Below are 14,205 nucleotides of genomic sequence, written 5' to 3'. Positions count from 1 at the left end.
TTAGCTTTTTCCGTAGGCGACCTTGAAGGCGCCCCAGTCGATTTTCTCGCCGTATGTCACCGTGAAGTTAATCAGCTCATACTTCTCAGGGTTTCCTTCCGGCTTGTAGAAGATTAGGTGATATCCTGGCTCGACGTACCAGTAAAAGGCGGGGGTTATCACGAAGAAGTACTTGGAGATCGTCAGCTGCCTAACGCACTTCTCGCTCACGATGAACTTCTGCCCATCCCAGAAGGCAACGTCGGCACACCAGCCGGGTGTTTGAATTTTAAGGAACACGGAGTCCCCGTAGTCCTCGTTGCCCTTCAGTATCAGGTGCCCCTGCATGTCAACGGCGTTCTCCCATGTGTAGTTGCCCAGCGTGATGTTTTCGAGGAGGATTATCTGCCCCTTCGGCGCGGCCACGCCGTACGGAACGACTTTGTGGGTGAGGAGGGGGTAGTAAACTATCCTGAAGATGAGAATTCCAAAAACGAGGACTATGAAGAGAACCTTGAGCCGAAACGCCGTTTCGTAGGACAACCTCATAGTACCACCTCACTGGCTCCCGAGGGAGACCCTGAGCGAGCCCTCCCCAGTAACCCCGCCGTAGGTGACCGTGAAGTTGACGGTCTCGTAGTTCTGAACGGCACCCTCCTTGTGGAGCACTATGACGTATCCCGGCTCCAGGTACCAGTAGAGTATCTCCTTCGCCTCGTGGGTCGGAACCCTCCTGAAGGAGTACTGGCTCAGCTGAACCTCTCTGGCGCAGTCGTACTTCAGCTGCCAGCCGTTCGACGAGCCGCCCCACACCCAGATGTCAATGCACCAACCGGGGGTCTCCATTTTCATCGTCAGCGTGTCCCCGGCGTCGTCGTTGCCCTTCAGAACGAGTACGCCGTTCTGGGACGTTATCGGAACGGCGTTGGTGTAGTTCACGGAGCCCAGGGTGAAGTTCTGGGCTAGAACCACCTGCCCCTTGGGCGAGGCAACGTCAAAGGGATTCACGTTGTGGGAGAGGAGGGGATAGTAAACTATCATGAATATGGCGATTCCAAAGATGACCGCGAGTATGAGGACCTTGGCCCGGAAACTCGTCTCATATGAGATTCTTGACCTGCCACCCTTCCCCATTCAGGCTCACCTCAGTCCATAATTGTTCATCAGTGCTTAAAAGTTTTACTGAAGAGAAAAGGTTTTTCCTCCGAACCTGGTGACGAGAATAGGCTGAAGTTAAGGAAGAATAAAACACCTTTCACGTGTTTAAGTGGCCGTCGAAGTGTCCCCGGGTTTCGAAGTCAGCATAGCCCTTATCGAGCCGCTTTGCCACGTACGGCCCATTCTTCCGGTAGCCGAACTTCCTGTAGTAGTTCCTAACGCCAACGCCGCTGATGACGAGCATCTTCCTGACGTCAAACTCCTCCCTCGCTATCCTCTCGGCCTCAGCGAGGAGTTCCCTTCCGTAGCCGCGGTGCTGCCACTCGTAGCGGGGCTTTCCGCCGATGGGCACGAGCGGCCCGTAAATGTGGAGTTCCCTGACTATCGCAGAGGGACAGCAGTTTATCTCCCTCCTGTGGGCCTTTTCGCTCGGAATTCTCAGCCTGAGGAAGCCTATCAAGATGTCGTTCTTAACGTCCTCGAAGCTGAGGAAGATTTCCCTTCCCCCCGCTGCCTCGTAGTCCTCGCGGAGGAGCGTGATGTGCTCGATCTCGGGCTGAACCCCGAACTTCTCCATCATGTGGCCGACTTCTCTAAACCTAATCTCCTTCGGCCTTATACCACGCTTCACGAGCTCGTTGAAGACGAGCTGGCCCAGATTGGAGTGCTTGACGCCGTCAACGATGAGCTGAACAGGTATGTCGCGCTGGATCCTCATCACACGAACCCACCTGGGGAAGAACTTGTAGGCCTCGACGAGAAGCTCCACTGCCTCCTCCGTGCGGTAGGGGCGGTATTTACCCTCCTTCCACCAGCGGTAGAGCGGTGCATCGGCGGTAACCAGGGTGGGATACACCTTCAGCATGTCCGGGCGGAAGCGAGGATCCTCGAAGATGGCGCGGAAGGTGTAGAGGTCGCGCTCAAAGTTGCTTCCGGGCAGGCCGGGCATTATGTGGTAGTTGATTTTAAGGCCCGCGTCGCGGAGGAGCTGGGTGGCCTTAACTATCTCCTCGACGCCGTGCCCCCTTCTGGTCCTCTCGTGGATGAAGTTGAAAACCGTCTGGACGCCGAGCTCAACCCTCGTCGTTCCGAGCTTCAGCATCCTGTCTATGTGCCTCTCGAAGGCCCAGTCCGGGCGCGTCTCGATGGTCAAGCCGACCATCCTGACCTTGGCCATCTCGTTCTTCCTCTGCTCGTCCTCGAGGTAGTAGTATGGCCTTGAGTGAGTTTTCTCCCAGGCTTCCTTGAACTTCGGGTCCTCCTCAAAGACGGACTCATCGTTGTGGACTATCAGCCTGACGAGCTTCTCCTCAAGGTTCTCTATATCCTTAAAGTGCGGGAAGTCGTTCATCGCCTTGAAGGCGCACTTGACGAACCACTCCTGGTAGTCCAGATCAACGGCCGGGAAGGTGCCGCCCTGGATTATGACCTCCACCTTGTCCACGTCGTGCCCTATGTCGGTGAGCTGCTTTAGCCTGCGCATCATGATGATGTAGGGATGATAGGCGCTCTGAACGGCCCTCAGGGCGGAAGGTTCTTTTCCGGTGTAGCTCTGGGGGGAGCCGACGCTCGGTCCCCCGGGACAGTAGATGCAGCGCCCATGGGGACACGGGAAGGGCTTGGTCATCATGGCAACCACGGCGACGCCGCTTATCGTCCTCGTCGGCTTTCTCCTGAGCAGGTCCCTGAACTCCTCCCGCCTGTCCTCCGGGATGGCCTTGAGGATGTCAGAGTTACCGGGAATCTTTGAGAGATGATACTTCCTGGATACGGCTATCTTGTACCTGTTGAGCTCCTCACGGCTCTTTATCTCGCCTTTCATGACGGCCCTCGCGAGCTCCTCGACGGCCTTTCGGAACTTCTCACTCATCTCAACACCTCTCGGCTGGAGTTGAGGCTCGGTTTTAAAAGGGTTTGCCGGACATATTGGAGTAGCGAATACAACCGGGTGATAACCATGAACCGCGACAAGCTCGTTGCATTCCTCGATGAATACCTCAACGTTCAGGCTTACCCAGACAAATCGAGCAACGGCCTCCAGGTGGAGGGGAAGGCGGAAGTCGAGAGGGTAGCTTTCGCCGTCGATACGACGCTGAAGACGATAGGACGCGCCGCCAGGGGAAGGGCGGACATGCTCATCGTCCACCACGGCATGATATGGGGCGGGCTGAGTTACATCACCGGAATCCATTACAGGCGCCTGAAGGCGCTCTTCGATGCCGGCATAAACCTCTACGCGGCACACGTTCCCCTCGACGCCCATCCCGAGGTCGGGAACAACGTTCAGCTTCTGAAACTGCTCGGTCTTGAGCCGAAGGAGCCCTTCGGAGAGTACAAGGGGGCAACCATCGGCTTCCTTGGGGAGTTCGAGGAGCCGCAGCCCATAGAAAAGGTCGCCCAGGTTCTGGCCGAGAGGCTCGGCACGACCGTGAGAACCTACGAGTTCGGGGAGAGGGAGATAAGGGTCGTCGGAGCCATAACCGGCGCCGGAGCCTTTGCACTCGAAGAGGGTAAGAGGAAGGGCGTTGATCTTTTCGTAACCGGCGAATTTACTCACGCGGATTACCTCACCGCCCTAGACCTGGGGATAAGCGTTGCCGTCGCCGGACACTACAAGACCGAGACCTTGGGAGTCAAGGCCCTGATGGAGGTCGTAAAAGAAAAGTTTGGGGTGGATGTTTTCTTCATAGACGAGCCTACTGGGCTCTAATGCCCCTTATTTTCTCCCTGAACTCCTCCGGCCCGAGAATTCTCAATTCGACGCCGAGCTCCATGGCGTACTCGTTTATCCAGCCTAGAGAAGGCACCTGAAACGGATACACAACCCAGAGCTCCGAGAAACCGGCTCTGGAAGCCTTAACGATGTTGTAGAGCAGCCTCTGGCGGATCCACTTGTAGGAGTTCTCGAACTCGATGGCGAGGAGCTTTCGTCCATCGTCCAGTATCGCAAGGTCTATCCTCGTCCCGTCGGGCGTCCTGTACTCCGGAACGGCCGTGAGCCCCATTCCACCGGCTATCTCTGCAGCTTCCTTGGTTAGGGCCTTCACCCTGATTTTAACCACCCAAAAAAGTTTTGAATCAGCCGAGGCTCTTCTTCACCTCGGCTATAGCTTCCTCAGCCTTGAGCGGGTTCTTTATTCTGCCCTGGGCGAGCTCCTTCCTTCCGCCACCGCCACCGCCGGCGACGGAGGTTATTATCTTCGCCAGCTCGCCAGCTTTAAGGTCGAGGCCGTCTCCAACGGCGACCACGAAGTGCCCCTCTCTGCTGATAAGGACGATGACCCGGTTGTCCTTCCTGAGCTTGTTGGCGGCCTCGCGGAGGTCGTCCATGGTGCCCTCTACCACGGCCCCGATGAACTCAACCTCACCGACCTTTTCGGCCTCGCTCTCAAGCTCATAGACGAGAAGCTTGGCCAGCTCCTTCCTGAGCTTCTCCACCTCTTTTCTGGCCTGCTTCCACTCGTTGAAGAACCTCTCGGCGGTCTCGGGGACCTTCTCGGGCGGCACACGGAAGACCTCGCTCGTCCTCTTGAGTATCCTCTCCGTCTCCTGCATCCAGTTAACGGCCGCCTCTCCAGCGGCGAAGACGATCCTCTCGACACCGTCCTGTATGCGCTCGGTTCTCAGAATCTTAATCGGGCCTATGAGCCCGGTGTTCGGCAGGTGGGTTCCACCGCAGGCCTGGACGTCCCAGTCCTCTATCCTGAGAACCCTGATGGTCCTCCCGGGAACAACTCCACCCTGGTAGAGCCTGAAACCGTACTTCATCTCGGCCTCCGTCCTCGGGAGCCACTCCCAGGTCACCTTTCTGTTCTCCATGACGACGCGGTTGGCAAGGCGCTCTATCTCCCTGAGCTCCTCCTCGGTTATGCGCTTGTAGTGGCTTATGTCCAGCCTAGCCCAGTCGGTATGGAGCTGTGAACCGGCCTGCCAGACGTGCTTGCCGAGAACCCTAACCAGGGCCCCCATGAGGACGTGGGTTCCGGTGTGGTGGCGCATGTGCTGGATTCTCCTGTCCCAGTCGATCTTTCCATGGACGGTCTGGCCCTCCTTGAAGGCCTCGGGCTTCTCCACCCTGTGGAGAATAACCTTTCCGACCTTCTGGACGTCCAGAACCTTCACTCCGTTCAGCTCACCGAGGTCGCAGGGCTGACCGCCGCCCTCAGGGTAGAAGGCGGTCTGGTTGAGAACCACCCAGTCGTCTATGACCTTGAGAACCTCGGCATCGAACTCCTTCATGAAGGGGTCTTCGTAGTAGAGCGTCCTCGTGTCTGGGAGGTCCTTGACAAGCTCGAAGTCAACGACGTATTTGGCGGCCTCCTCCTTTGCGGTCTTCTCTGCGTCCTTGGCGACGAGGGTGTAGAAGTTGTCCGGGATGTGAACCTTGACCCCCTCGCTCTTGGCGACTTCCGCGACTATCTCAGGAGTTAGGCCGTGGCTCTCGTAGAACAGGATGAGCTTTTCGAGGGGTATCTCGTCCTTGCCGGACTTCTTGAGCTTGGCAATCTCGCGTTTCACAAGGTCGCTTCCGCGCCTGAGGGTCTCCTGATAGCGCTTCTCCTCGACGTTGACTATATCGAGGATTACCTCCTCCATCTCCTTGAACTCCGGGAACGTCGGGGAGAGGACCTTGATGTGCATCGCCACTACCTCGCTCAGCGGCATCTCCAGTCCGAGCTCGCGGAGGTGCCTTATGCTCTTCCTTATGAGGAGCCTCGCCAGATAGCCGGCTTTAACGTTGGAGGGAATCACGCCATCGGCGAGCATGAAGGTCAGGGCCTTTGTGTGGTCGGCTATCGCGTAGATTAGCTCGTAGGGTCTGACGGCCCTCTCCAGCTCCTCGACGCTTATGCCGACGCGCCTCGCGACTTCCTGGCGGAGAACCTTGAGGTCGCCCATGTCCTCGATATCGAACATTCCCGCCAGGCGGGAGTTCTCCATGAGGATGCGCTCGTCGATCTTGTCTATCCCTGCCGCCTTCTTCAGCGGCTCGACGACGTAGCCGAGGACGGCATCGTACGCCGTCGGCGTTCCCTGGCTCATCCAGACGAGCCTCTCGAGGCCGTAGCCGGTGTCAACGACCCTCGTCTCCATCGGGACGTAGTAGTCCCCTTTAATCTCAACGACCTGGCTGGGGTCTGCGTTCTCCGGGGCCTTCTTGTACTGCATGAAAACGAGCGTTGCCACCTCGAGGCCGCGGTAGAGCACCTCGAAGGCCGGCCCAGCGTTTCCTCCCCCTGCCCAGGGGTTCTCCTTGAAGGTTATGTCCTCGCCCTTCATTCCAAGCTCCTTGGTGAAGAACTCAAAAGCCAGCTCCACCGTCTCGTCCATCCAGTAAATCGGCTTGTTCGGATAGTTGAAGGCGTGGTGGGCCATCATTTCAAATATCGTGAAGTGCCTGCCGGTTATTCCAACGTTGTCTATGTCCGTGAAGCGAATCGAGGGCTGGCTTATCGTGAGCGGGTTGGCCGGCGGGTCGGCCTCGCCGCTTATGACCCACGGCTGGAAGTCCATTATGCTCGCCCCGACGAGGAGAACGTCATCTCTCCAGCGCGGCAGAACCGGGTAGCGCTTGACCCTTCCGTGGCCGTGCCTCTCGAAGAAGCTCAGGAACTTCTCGCGCATCTCATCGAGGGTGTACTTCTTCGGTATTCCGGGCTTTCCTATGAAGGCGTACTCGTCACAGGGCGGGTCACCGCAGGTCTCCCTGTCCGGATCGAGGGTCCAGAAGAACTTCCCGCACTTCGGGCACTGCTTTCTAATCCATCCTTCCTCCTTAAACATCCTGGTCGTCATGTCCATACTCATAATCCTCACCTTCTTACTCCTAAGCCTATCCTACGGTGATGCTAAAAAAGACTTTCGTTTGAAGTTCAGTTCTCCCCTTCGGAGGTCTTTTCCTGGAAGTAGTAGAGCACCCCCTCGTTCAGGAAAAAGTATACGCCCTTTTCGGCGTCGTGGATGACCCTCTTGTTCATGTCTATGGCCGCCTCAACGAGGTCGGTAAGCGAGGCCAGCTCTATCCTCTTAGCGGGGAGGCTCTTGGGGAGCTTTCCGGAGCTTATCCACTTGGCGAGCTTTTTCCTCTCCTGCTCGGCCGTAAGCTCCTCCACGCTGTATGCACCGGGGTCGAACTTCCGGCCGATGACGACTGTGGCGGCTGCGAGAACTCCGAAGAGTACCGACAGTGACAGGAACAGGGCGCGCTTTCTCTGGTTCACCGCCCGGGTCTCCGTAACGGTCTTTGTGAACGTCTGGGTACCGTTCCTCGAGTCACCCTCGATTTTATAGAAGCCCTCGTAGGGGAAGCTTATGCTCCCCTTGAACTCCTGAGACCCTTTCACAGGCTTTCCGTCAACCGTGCCCGAGTACCTGATTTTTCCGATGATCTCAACACCGGTGCTCTCCCTCGGAAGCTTCAGGATGTTCCTGGCGATCTCTATGCGGGTGAAAACGTCGCTGACGTTCAAAAGCAGGTGATCTGTAAAGGAACTCCCAGTCGAGGAGTTGGAGACCGAGAGGTAGGTTTTCTCAATCACCCTCTCCTTGTCGTAGGAGATGTAGTAAACGACCCTCATCTCTCGCTCAAACTTTAGATTAACGTCCTTTCCGCTCACGTTGAAGCCCAACGCAATCTCCGCCACGGGCATTATGGAAACGGGGTATATCGGAAGCTCCACCCTTTTTCCAACGTCCCATATCGGGTTCGGCCTACCCACAACGCCCGTTCCACCAATCCAGCCGGACCAACGGTACAGGGTCTTCGCAACGGTGGCCTTCGTGGTGACCGTCGTGGGGGTCGTGCCGTAGGCGTAGCCAAAACCAGCCGTCAGAAGCAGGAAGATTACGGTTAGAGGAATCCAGCGCCGTTTTACAATAGAGAGCAGATTATACTCCCAGAGTTCCATGGTGCCGCCTCCTTACCCGGCTTTTTATGTCCGGGAACTCCCTGACCCACAGGGGAAACGTTACGAGCGTCAGCAGGAGTGATATTATAACGTTTAGCGATTTAACTATAAAAGGGTTGACCTCGTAGGCACGGACGAGCCACATCACCGGGAGAACCGAGTTAACGGCCAGTTCGTAGTTTCCGTCGTAGGTTTCTCCCGGGGAAAGGTAGACGTAGTCGGGCACGTCGTTTCTGAGGAGGAGGACCGGGAGCACACCGGTGTTAACGATGCCCGCGGGGGTTCTTTCGAGCGATGGGTAAAACAACAGGGTCAACGCCACCAGTGATATAACGAATATACCCGCGGCCCTCATGGGAAGCACCTCCTCGACGGTCCTAGCTCGCCAGCGTTTCAGCCTCTCCTCCATCCTCTCGATTCTCGGTGAGTAGTTCCGCAGGTACGACAGCTCACCGTAGAGCACCACGAGGCCGGGGATAACTATGAGGAGGATATACGCCGCAAGTTTGACGGTTCTGTTCGGGTTGTGCCTCGTGAGGTATCCGAGGTAGGGCAGGGAGAAAACCGCCTTCCCCACGACGTTTTCTGATGGCACTAGAAAGGGATCGAGGTCCTCGTTGTTGTCGCCCTTGGTCTGGAAGTACCTGCGGCTCCCGTTAGTTATCACCTCAACGACCCTGTGGGTGACCAGCGTTTTCTCGTCCTTAGCATTTGGGGGATGGAAGGCTATGACGTCCCCAACAGTCACCGAGTCCAGGTTCACGCTCTCGATTACAACCATGTCGCCGGGATTGAAGAGGGGCTGCATGCTCCCGCTGAGAACCACGAGGAGGTCGAGCCTACTCAGGCTGGGCAGGAGAACGAGGGCTGGGGCAACGAGGATTAGGAGCACGAGGTATTTTACCTTCATCCGCTACACCCACTCGAACTTGACGCATGGTATGAAGTATACCTCCTCAACGTGGTCGTCGAAGATGAAGGTTATTTCAAAGACCGGGGAGACTATTGATTCAAAGCCCAGCTCAACGCTGTGGTACCCGCCCCCCAGCGTCACCCCGACTTCAACCTCCGCGGGGGACGTGGAGTTGGACTCGAACGTTCTGTTATCTATCTTCAGATAGTTAAGCTTTCCGCCGCACCACCACCTGACGATGACCCCCTCGAGAACCACGTCCCTTCCATCGTTCTTTATGTAAATCCCGTCGAGGACGGCCTTGTTACACACCTTCCTGAAACACTGCGGGGCGTGCTCCAGACTCTCGGGACTTTTCTCGGCCTTGGAGATAACCCCGTTCAAATCGGACGCGCCAGAACCGCTGCAGTGATGGCAACAGGGAACGTGGCAGAAGAAGGTGAGGGTGGCGTTTTCGTACAGAACGGTGACGCTGGAGGGCGGGATCGCGGCGGCCAGTTCAGCGGTTATGGTCTCGGTATCGGAGAAATAGGAAAAAGACGCCTGGGAAACGTAGAGAGAAAAGACGGCAATGATGAGGGGTATGAGCAGGATCTTCCTCATTTCATCTCACCACCAGTGTCGAGACCAGGGACAGGAACATCGCAAGTGCCACGGCCAAGAGGCTCAGCTTTGCCGCGAGCTCTATCGCACCGAGCATCTCTTCGTAGTTTATTTCCTTCACAGTGAAGCGCTCGGCCAGCGCCACTATCCTTGAGGAGTTCGACACGGTGAAGTTCGGGATGCCGAGCCTTGAGTTCACCCCCTGCACGTTCATTAGGTTTCGATTCTCCCCCGCTAGGGGAGACTCAAGCGGAGCGCTCTGACTAGCCCCCATCATCAGGGAACTGTAGAGCAGGAAGCCCATGAGAACAAAAAGAAAGATAATGGAGAGCGACCTCATCGGCCCCCGACCTCATGGCTTGTGATACAGCAGGACCATCCCTGGCCCGTAGACTTTCACTCCCCCTGCGCTTAGTACTTCCTGACTGCTATCCTGAGCCAGTGCAACATGGATTATGATTTCACATATGTCGCCCTGCCAGTCGTTCTGAGGAACTCCCGTTTCGGTAAAGTTAAAGTCCATTTGGATGAGACCATACTCGTTACTGTTTATTAATGGAGTATACTCTGGGGGTAGCTTGATGACGGACAAAGCTAGGTCATTCATTGTGCATTCTGGATCACCATCGGCGTTGCACAGTCCATTCAGAAGGACATAAGTAGGTTTACGGTTTGAAGAAAGCCCATAGTTAAGTTTCACTAGGTGTATCTCCTTGAGCCAGTTTCCAATACCACTCTGGTTCGTGTCAGATTCTGGGCCAACTATGTGCTTGCTTGGAGCATAAGTGAAGTTGTAAGGATACGTAGGACTAACAAACACGTCCCCATCATTGTCCTCATAGCACTTGAACTCAAAGGAAAGTTCCAAGTGATCTCCCTGGATGCTGCCATTGTTATGAATCTTAATCTGACCTGAGCCCATCCAGTTACTCTGACCCGGATTATTCTCGTCTGTATCAGGGTATGCATTTAAAACCAGCCATTGCTGGTTTGCGTCTTTATCGTGGTCAGTTAGATATATGTCCAATGTTCCAGCCTGGACATAGTTTCCACTGCTTATCTCCGTGTCTTGATAGATTGCCCATGTAGCATAGCCCATTCCTGCAACCAGCAGGCCGATGAGGAGGAAAGTTACTGCAATGCTCCGCATCGCTGGTCACCCCTGTAAAGAACTAAATGGGAATCATGGAGAGTAGCCATCCTGGATTAGTACAAACTCAACAGTAATGTTAACCCAGTCTCCCTGTATTTCGTTTCCAACGTCATCCGGGATATACGCCGTTACAGTAGCCTCTAACCAATCTCCAGGACCTAAGTTATCGTAAAGTTTATAGTAACCCTCATCAGCCCACTCTTTCAGCGTTTTAGTGACTGAAGTTCCGTTTACGGTTATGGTTATGTTAAGGTTGTCATCTAAGACTGCCTCATCTGGAGTGCCTTCAGGCTCTGGATTTGTTCCACCACCCTCGGTATAGGTAACTTTCATGTAAAGATCCCCTGTGATTGATCCAAAGTTCTTTGCGTATCCCGTCACGGTTTTGCTCCATCCTGGATAGACATCTTTCACTTCAATGTCTCCAGGTACTGACTCATTGTCGAACCAAGTGTTCTTATCCCAACTAAACTTCAAATCAAGGGTTCCAGCAGCAATGTAGTTCCCGCTGCTGGTCTCGGTGTCGCTGAAGTACGCCCAAGTTCCTGCTCCAATGCCAAACAGAACAATCCCTACCAAAACCAAACTTGCCAACATCTTCATTTCCGAACACCTCCGGAAGGGCCCCCTTCATACCAGGGCCCTTAGTAAATATTACCCTTCCAATATTTAAGCAAGAAGAAACGCTTTTCCGGAGTGAAGTTACGGAACAATGTTACGGAACAGAGTTCAGGTGATTTGAGAACTGATTGGAGCCTAAATGGCGTTTTCTATACAGAAGATGTCATCCAGCTCACGGGCTATGGTGAAGAATTCCCTGAGGAAGGCCTGCCCCTTGTCGGTGGCTTTGTAGACCCTCCTGTTGTTCTCGACGGTTTCCACCAGGTAGCCTTTCTTCAGAAGATACCTGATGTATCCCGTCGCAAGCTTGAAGTTCAGGTTGGCCCTGTAGACGATCTGGGTTTTAGTGGCACCGGTGCCGTTGGTGGAGCGGAGGATATCGGCTATTATCTCAACTTTCGACCGCCGCATACCAAACACACCTCCCACAGCTGCAATCGAAGACATTTGAATCAAGGTGGATTATACAAAACAGATTGTGGCATGTTATTGTTACGCTATCTAGACTAATTTGTCATGTTATTTAAGCTTTGCGTATCTTGTAACTATTCGAACCTTTTTCAAGTTCTTACATGCCGAGGAAAACATCAACGTTGAAAGAAATATAACAAAGTTTGCCGAAAAATGATGTATGTTTATGAAGTCTTATAGAAACAACAAGGCCGTAACCATGTTACTGAACAATGTTACTTCCAATCTGACAAAACTTTGTAGTTATTCCAACGATTTACAGTGGTGTCAATCAAGAACACAAGTGGGTAACGGGACATCACTCCCCGTCGGTTTCCTCATCGTTCAGCAGTATTATCGGGAACTTAATCTTCTTCAGCAGTTCGACCATCCGGTTGTAGGTGCGCCGCTGCACCTCCAGCTTGTGCCTTAGACTCGCGTTCTCTATCGCCAGACGGTTGGCCTCGTCCACCTTCAGGTTGAGCTGCATGCGGAGTTCCGTTATCTCGTCCTCCAGCTCCCTGATGGAGCGTTCAAGGCGCTCGATTTCCTCCAGGTATTCCCTGCAGAGGCGCTCTCGTATCATCTTGGTCAGCCCCGCGAAACGTCATCACCACTCAGGGGGCTCCAGACTCATCATCCCCTACCAGTAACGTGCCCAAGCTCATAAGCCTTTGCCCCGCGAAGTTTTTTCAAAAGTGAAGCACTTTTCTTTTATCAACCTCAAAGTCAAACTTTAAAAGGATAAAGCACATAGATGTACTGGCCAGTAACGTTGTGTGCAGTATACGTGGTAGGATACCATCAACCCCCATATTTGGCCCGAGAGGTGTTGAAAATGAGCGCCATCGTGGACTTTATCAACTGGCTCGATGGGGAAGTCTGGGGCATACCCATGATAGTGTTGCTGCTGGGCACCGGTATTCTCCTGACAGCGTTTCTGAAAGTTATACAGTTCAGGCGCTTGGGCTGGTCCATCAGGTTCACCCTCTTCGAGGGCAGGAAAAAGACCGGCAAGGGTGACATCACCCCGTTCCAGGCGTTAATGGCAACTATCTCAGGAACCGTCGGTATCGGAAACATAGCCGGTGTCGCAACGGCAATCCACTTCGGTGGCCCCGGAGCCCTGTTCTGGATGTGGATAACAGCACTCGTGGGAATGGCCACGAGATACTCAGAGGGACTCCTCGGAGTTGCCTTCAGGGACACCCTTCCAGACGGAACAATGATAGGAGGAACCTTCAACTTCCTCGAAAAGGGCTTCGCCATGGAGAACATTCCGAAGACCGGCAAGTACATAGCCTCGATATTCACCCTACTGTTTGCTCTCTTCGTCGGCTACGACGCCACCAAGCTAGCCGGGGCAACACAGATAGGGGCAATAATAGTCGCGATACTCTTCGCCATACTGGGCCTCTTCCTGCTCAAAGACGACGCATATCCAACGCTCGGAAAGGTGCTGGCGATACTGTTCGCACTCTTCGCGTCCATAGCGGCCTTCGGAATAGGCAACATGACCCAGTCCAACTCGGTAGCCGACGCCATGAAGACGGCCTTCAACGTTCCAATGTGGGCCACGGGACTGGTCCTGGCGGTCCTGACCTTCATAGTCGTCATAGGCGGTATCAAGAGGATCGGTGAAGTCGCAGAGATGCTCGTGCCATTCATGGCAATAATATACTTCATCTTCGCCATAGGCGTCTGGATCAAGTTCGCAGGAAAGCTCCCGAGTGCCATCGCCCTTATCATCAACGACGCCTTCACCGGAAAGGCCGTGGCCGGCGGTGCGATCGGCCAGGTCATCCTCTGGGGTGTCAAGAGAGGACTGTTCTCCAACGAGGCCGGTCTCGGTACGGCAACGCTCGCCCACGCTGCGGCTAAGACGGACCACCCCTCAAGGCAGGCCCACGTCGCAATGCTCGGTCCGTTCATCGACACCCTGATCATCTGTACCCTCACCGGTGTCTCAATAGTCGTCACGGAAGCCTACCTCAACCCCGAGCTCAACGGTGCACCGCTCACCCAGGCGGCTTTCGCGGCTGCCTTCGGACACGCGGGCGAGATAATGGTCGCCATAGGCATCGTTCTCTTCGCATACTCGACGATACTCGCCTGGTCCTTCTACGGCAGGCAGAACGTCATGTACCTCGCCAAGTGGCTCGAACAGGACCCAGAGAAGTTCGCTAAGCTCTATCCGAAGCTCCACTTAATCTACAACCTGCTCTTCGTCGTCTTCATCTACGTGGGTTCAGTGACCAAGCTGGAAACCGTCTGGAACTTCTCGGACATGATGAACGGACTCATGGCAATACCGAACCTGATAGGCCTGCTCGTTCTCTCCTGGTACGTCAAGAAGAAGACGGACGAGTTCGTCGCGGCCAACCCGTGACCTTTCGTTTTTTCAACTTTTTAGCTCTTTG

The 14,205-nt window shown here is 54.7% G+C and carries 15 protein-coding genes; 2 read left to right on the top strand and 13 right to left on the bottom strand.

Going from position 1 to position 14,205, the window contains the following annotated elements; translation table 11 throughout:
- The 3 genes from CDI07_RS09605 to CDI07_RS09595 form a co-directional block, all read right to left on the bottom strand.
- Positions 1-528 carry a hypothetical protein gene (locus CDI07_RS09605; RefSeq protein ID WP_088181415.1) on the bottom strand — a complete coding sequence of 176 codons (528 nt, stop codon included), beginning with the start codon at positions 526-528 and terminating at the stop codon, positions 1-3.
- A gap of 9 nt (positions 529-537) precedes the next feature.
- A complete protein-coding gene (locus CDI07_RS09600; protein WP_088181414.1) occupies positions 538-1,113 on the bottom strand; it encodes a hypothetical protein in 576 nt (191 codons plus the stop codon).
- Between the two features lie 121 nt (positions 1,114-1,234).
- A complete protein-coding gene (locus tag CDI07_RS09595) occupies positions 1,235-3,007 on the bottom strand; it encodes a tRNA uridine(34) 5-carboxymethylaminomethyl modification radical SAM/GNAT enzyme Elp3 (protein WP_088181413.1) in 1,773 nt (590 codons plus the stop codon).
- Between the two features lie 87 nt (positions 3,008-3,094).
- On the opposite strand from CDI07_RS09595, the gene CDI07_RS09590 reads away from it, so the two are divergent.
- The gene (locus CDI07_RS09590; protein ID WP_088181412.1) at positions 3,095-3,847 is read left to right on the top strand and encodes a Nif3-like dinuclear metal center hexameric protein; all 753 of its coding nucleotides are present in this window, start codon (positions 3,095-3,097) and stop codon (positions 3,845-3,847) included.
- Here the strand turns inward: CDI07_RS09590 and CDI07_RS09585 are convergent.
- The 10 genes from CDI07_RS09585 to CDI07_RS09540 all read right to left on the bottom strand — a co-directional run bounded on the left by CDI07_RS09585 (position 3,834) and on the right by CDI07_RS09540 (position 12,371).
- The gene (locus CDI07_RS09585; protein WP_088181411.1) at positions 3,834-4,199 is read right to left on the bottom strand and encodes a hypothetical protein; all 366 of its coding nucleotides are present in this window, start codon (positions 4,197-4,199) and stop codon (positions 3,834-3,836) included. The two genes, CDI07_RS09590 and CDI07_RS09585, sit on opposite strands and share 14 nt — an antisense overlap.
- A gap of 16 nt (positions 4,200-4,215) precedes the next feature.
- On the bottom strand, positions 4,216-6,945 hold the full coding sequence (gene alaS / locus CDI07_RS09580) for an alanine--tRNA ligase (protein ID WP_088181410.1): 2,730 nt from the start codon (positions 6,943-6,945) through the stop codon (positions 4,216-4,218).
- A 65-nt stretch (positions 6,946-7,010) separates the two neighbouring features.
- The gene (locus CDI07_RS09575) at positions 7,011-8,045 is read right to left on the bottom strand and encodes a DUF5305 family protein (RefSeq protein WP_088181409.1); all 1,035 of its coding nucleotides are present in this window, start codon (positions 8,043-8,045) and stop codon (positions 7,011-7,013) included.
- A complete protein-coding gene (locus CDI07_RS09570; RefSeq protein WP_088181408.1) occupies positions 8,026-8,955 on the bottom strand; it encodes a signal peptidase I in 930 nt (309 codons plus the stop codon). Before CDI07_RS09570 ends, CDI07_RS09575 begins: the two co-directional genes overlap by 20 nt.
- A gap of 3 nt (positions 8,956-8,958) precedes the next feature.
- Complete coding sequence (locus CDI07_RS09565; protein ID WP_088181407.1) at positions 8,959-9,561, bottom strand: hypothetical protein; 603 nt, start codon at positions 9,559-9,561, stop codon at positions 8,959-8,961.
- A gap of 1 nt (position 9,562) precedes the next feature.
- Positions 9,563-9,901 (bottom strand): hypothetical protein, encoded by a 339-nt coding sequence (locus CDI07_RS10125; RefSeq protein WP_145954995.1) that lies wholly within the window; start codon positions 9,899-9,901, stop codon positions 9,563-9,565.
- Between the two features lie 12 nt (positions 9,902-9,913).
- Positions 9,914-10,711 carry a hypothetical protein gene (locus CDI07_RS09555; RefSeq protein ID WP_088181405.1) on the bottom strand — a complete coding sequence of 266 codons (798 nt, stop codon included), beginning with the start codon at positions 10,709-10,711 and terminating at the stop codon, positions 9,914-9,916.
- Positions 10,712-10,744: 33 nt separating this feature from the next.
- Complete coding sequence (locus CDI07_RS10230; RefSeq protein ID WP_088181404.1) at positions 10,745-11,317, bottom strand: TasA family protein; 573 nt, start codon at positions 11,315-11,317, stop codon at positions 10,745-10,747.
- A 153-nt stretch (positions 11,318-11,470) separates the two neighbouring features.
- Positions 11,471-11,746 carry a winged helix-turn-helix domain-containing protein gene (locus CDI07_RS09545; RefSeq protein ID WP_088181403.1) on the bottom strand — a complete coding sequence of 92 codons (276 nt, stop codon included), beginning with the start codon at positions 11,744-11,746 and terminating at the stop codon, positions 11,471-11,473.
- A 358-nt stretch (positions 11,747-12,104) separates the two neighbouring features.
- Entirely contained in the window at positions 12,105-12,371 is a 267-nt protein-coding gene (locus CDI07_RS09540) for a hypothetical protein (protein ID WP_088181402.1), read from the bottom strand.
- A gap of 252 nt (positions 12,372-12,623) precedes the next feature.
- Here CDI07_RS09540 and CDI07_RS09535 point away from each other — a divergent pair, with 252 nt between their 5' ends.
- Complete coding sequence (locus tag CDI07_RS09535; protein WP_088181401.1) at positions 12,624-14,174, top strand: sodium:alanine symporter family protein; 1,551 nt, start codon at positions 12,624-12,626, stop codon at positions 14,172-14,174.
- The last annotated feature ends 31 nt before the right edge of the window (positions 14,175-14,205 follow it).

It is taken from the genome of Thermococcus sp. 5-4 (assembly GCF_002197185.1).
Classification (GTDB): Archaea; Methanobacteriota_B; Thermococci; order Thermococcales; family Thermococcaceae; genus Thermococcus; species Thermococcus radiotolerans.
The sequence above is the reverse complement of the archived record's forward strand: the minus strand, read 5'-3'. Positions and strand labels throughout refer to the sequence as shown.

Excerpts from the sequence above, each read along its gene's own strand:
- CDI07_RS09535 (WP_088181401.1), top strand. The coding sequence starts at position 12,624 with ATGAGCGCCATCGTGGACTTTATCAACTGGCTCGATGGGGAAGTCTGG.
- CDI07_RS09600 (WP_088181414.1), bottom strand. The coding sequence starts at position 1,113 with ATGGGGAAGGGTGGCAGGTCAAGAATCTCATATGAGACGAGTTTCCGG.
- CDI07_RS09595 (WP_088181413.1), bottom strand. The coding sequence starts at position 3,007 with ATGAGTGAGAAGTTCCGAAAGGCCGTCGAGGAGCTCGCGAGGGCCGTC.
- CDI07_RS09545 (WP_088181403.1), bottom strand. The coding sequence starts at position 11,746 with ATGCGGCGGTCGAAAGTTGAGATAATAGCCGATATCCTCCGCTCCACC.
- CDI07_RS09605 (WP_088181415.1), bottom strand. The coding sequence starts at position 528 with ATGAGGTTGTCCTACGAAACGGCGTTTCGGCTCAAGGTTCTCTTCATA.
- CDI07_RS10125 (WP_145954995.1), bottom strand. The coding sequence starts at position 9,901 with ATGAGGTCGCTCTCCATTATCTTTCTTTTTGTTCTCATGGGCTTCCTG.
- CDI07_RS09540 (WP_088181402.1), bottom strand. The coding sequence starts at position 12,371 with ATGATACGAGAGCGCCTCTGCAGGGAATACCTGGAGGAAATCGAGCGC.
- alaS (WP_088181410.1), bottom strand. The coding sequence starts at position 6,945 with ATGAGTATGGACATGACGACCAGGATGTTTAAGGAGGAAGGATGGATT.
- CDI07_RS09575 (WP_088181409.1), bottom strand. The coding sequence starts at position 8,045 with ATGGAACTCTGGGAGTATAATCTGCTCTCTATTGTAAAACGGCGCTGG.
- CDI07_RS09565 (WP_088181407.1), bottom strand. The coding sequence starts at position 9,561 with ATGAGGAAGATCCTGCTCATACCCCTCATCATTGCCGTCTTTTCTCTC.
- CDI07_RS09570 (WP_088181408.1), bottom strand. The coding sequence starts at position 8,955 with ATGAAGGTAAAATACCTCGTGCTCCTAATCCTCGTTGCCCCAGCCCTC.
- CDI07_RS10230 (WP_088181404.1), bottom strand. The coding sequence starts at position 11,317 with ATGAAGATGTTGGCAAGTTTGGTTTTGGTAGGGATTGTTCTGTTTGGC.
- CDI07_RS09590 (WP_088181412.1), top strand. The coding sequence starts at position 3,095 with ATGAACCGCGACAAGCTCGTTGCATTCCTCGATGAATACCTCAACGTT.
- CDI07_RS09555 (WP_088181405.1), bottom strand. The coding sequence starts at position 10,711 with ATGCGGAGCATTGCAGTAACTTTCCTCCTCATCGGCCTGCTGGTTGCA.